Below are 2,716 nucleotides of genomic sequence, written 5' to 3' on the forward strand. Positions count from 1 at the left end.
GTTAAATCTTCAATAACAACACCGTACTCTTCGGCGATGTGTTTCAACACTCTTAGAGATGAAATAGTTAATCTTGTTATAAATTTTTCATGAGTTTGAAGCAGTGCTGAATCTACCTTAACCGCTTCTTCGTATGTCAAAAATTGTTCTGATGGTTGCTGTGGTTGAGTCATAAATATTTTTAGTTACTGTTCCTTAATTAAATAGCCGCAGCGATGTTCTCCGTTAATAATCCAGTGCGTCCGTTCTACTTTACAATCTTGCAGAGCAGCAGCAAACATTTCTAATTCATGTCCGCAAACGCTGGGGAAAGACGAGGCGACGTGGGAAATGGCACAGTTATGCTCTACCAATATAAATTGAGTATCGTTTTCCTCCAAAGGATACCACTCTGCCATGTAGCCTTCAGCTTTGCGGAGTTCGACTAATTTGGCAACGCGATCGCGCAAATTTCCCTTTCCCAGCCTCACTTGATATTCCATTGCCTTGCGTTCCCAGTGCTTTCGCAACACCGTACTTGCTTGCTCATAACCGAGCGTTTCTGTCAAGGTGTCTAGGAAATCAACGGCAAACTCTCCGTAACGACTGGGGAAGCGATCGCGCCCTTCTTGACTCAGCTCGTAGACGTGCTGCGGGCGTCCCATCGCCGCAGGCACCGATTGATGCACGATTAGCCCTTCTGTCTCCAAATCCTTCAGATGACGCCGAATCGCCTGCGGACTTACCTCAAAGGCGTCAGCCAGCTCCTGAGCCGTGGCTTGACCTGTTTTCAGTAAATGTTGCAAGATGTCCTGTTTGGTGGAAGGCTGCTGAGTAATCGCCATCGTCTTGCGGTAAAATTCCTACTGGACTTTGACAACATCTATGTTGCTAAAGTATTTTAAAATAGAATTAAGTAAAGCAACAAGCCTGTTGTTTTACTATTGTAATTGCAGTTTGACTGGGCGATCTACTCTGGACGCCCATGCCCTGAGCCTGCCATCCTGAGAGATTTGTCCGAAACAAACACGCGAGAACACTTTTTTCTATGACTGCTAGCGTCAAAACCTTAGTCAATCAGCCCTATAAGTACGGCTTTGTCACAGACATTGAGACAGATAGCATTCCTCGCGGTCTCAGTGAGGACGTTGTTCGCCTGATCTCCGCCAAGAAAGAAGAACCGGAGTTCATGCTAGAGTTTCGCCTCAAAGCCTATCGGCAATGGTTGAAAATGACCGAACCAACTTGGCCTCATGTCAAGTATCCGGCTATTGACTATCAAGACATCATCTACTACTCGGCACCCAAGCAAAAGCCCAAAAAGCTGGGCAGTCTAGATGAAGTCGATCCAACTTTGTTAGAAGCCTACGAGAAGCTAGGGATTTCGCTTTCAGAGCAAAAGCGGTTGTCTAACGTTGCCGTAGATGCCATCTTTGATAGTGTTTCAGTTGCCACAACATTTAAAGAGAAGCTAGCCAAAGACGGCGTGATCTTCTGTTCCATCTCCGAAGCTTTGCGGGAACACCCAGAACTGGTGCAGAAGTACCTCGGCAGCGTTGTGCCAGTAGCAGATAATTACTTCGCCGCCCTCAACTCAGCCGTATTCAGCGATGGTTCCTTCGTCTACATCCCCAAAGGCACCAAATGCCCGATGGAACTCTCCACCTACTTCCGCATCAACAGCGGAGATACGGGGCAGTTTGAGCGCACGCTAATTATTGCCGAAGAAGGCAGCTCTGTGTCATATCTGGAAGGCTGCACAGCACCGATGTTTGACACCAACCAGCTGCACGCGGCTGTCGTGGAACTGGTTGCCCTCGACAACGCTGAGATTAAATACTCCACGGTACAAAACTGGTACCCCGGAGACGAAAACGGCAAAGGCGGTATTTACAACTTTGTCACCAAGCGCGGGCTGTGTCAGGGAGTCAATTCCAAGATTTCTTGGACGCAGGTAGAAACGGGTTCCGCAATTACCTGGAAATACCCAAGTTGCGTGCTAGTTGGCGATAATTCCGTGGGTGAGTTTTACTCCGTTGCCCTCACGAATCATATGCAGCAAGCCGACACCGGAACCAAAATGGTGCATATCGGCAAAAACACTCGCAGCACGATTATTTCCAAGGGAATTTCGGCGGGTAAGTCGGCAAATAGCTATCGCGGTTTGGTGAAAATTGGCCCCAAGGCAAAGGGTGCGAGAAATTATTCTCAGTGCGACTCAATGCTGATTGGCGATAATGCCCAAGCGAATACTTTCCCCTATATTCAGGTGCAAAATAACACCGGAAAAGTGGAGCATGAAGCTTCTACCTCAAAAATTGGGGAAGAACAGCTATTCTTTTTCTCGCAGCGGGGCATTTCCGCAGAAGATGCTATTTCGATGATGATTAGCGGCTTCTGTAAGGATGTGTTTAATCAGCTGCCGATGGAATTTGCTGTTGAAGCTGATAGGTTGTTGAGCATGAAGTTAGAAGGCAGTGTGGGATAAATGAAACTACAGATAAACACAGATAATCATTCGTGTTTATTTGTGTTTATCTGTTGAATTTCTTTACTCAAAAAGGTAAGGCGGCATTGCCTACCTTTAGGCTGAAATAGAATAAAAAACCGCGAAGACGCTAAGGGCATAGAGGAAGAAGAGAGGAAAGATGATTATTGAAAATAGTGAGGTGATCCTATCAGTTCGGGATCTCACGGCAAATGTTGATGAAACTCCGATTCTTAAGGGTTTGAATCT

General features: G+C 46.5%; 2 protein-coding genes and 1 pseudogene. 2 read left to right on the forward strand and 1 reads right to left on the reverse strand.

Annotated features, from left to right (window positions below; all coding sequences use genetic code 11):
• Positions 1-185: 185 nt before the first annotated feature.
• Positions 186-824 carry an iron-sulfur cluster biosynthesis transcriptional regulator SufR gene (sufR, locus tag H6F50_RS13105; RefSeq protein ID WP_190429036.1) on the reverse strand — a complete coding sequence of 213 codons (639 nt, stop codon included), beginning with the start codon at positions 822-824 and terminating at the stop codon, positions 186-188.
• A 203-nt stretch (positions 825-1,027) separates the two neighbouring features.
• Between sufR and sufB the strand changes: the two genes are divergently transcribed.
• Positions 1,028-2,467, forward strand: a complete 1,440-nt coding sequence (gene sufB / locus H6F50_RS13110) for a Fe-S cluster assembly protein SufB (protein WP_190412101.1) — start codon at positions 1,028-1,030, stop codon at positions 2,465-2,467.
• Positions 2,468-2,627: 160 nt separating this feature from the next.
• Positions 2,628-2,716: pseudogene (locus H6F50_RS27080) on the forward strand (ABC transporter ATP-binding protein); the annotation flags it as partial.

This window comes from Coleofasciculus sp. FACHB-712 (assembly GCF_014695635.1).
Lineage (GTDB): Bacteria > Cyanobacteriota > Cyanobacteriia > Cyanobacteriales > FACHB-T130 > FACHB-T130.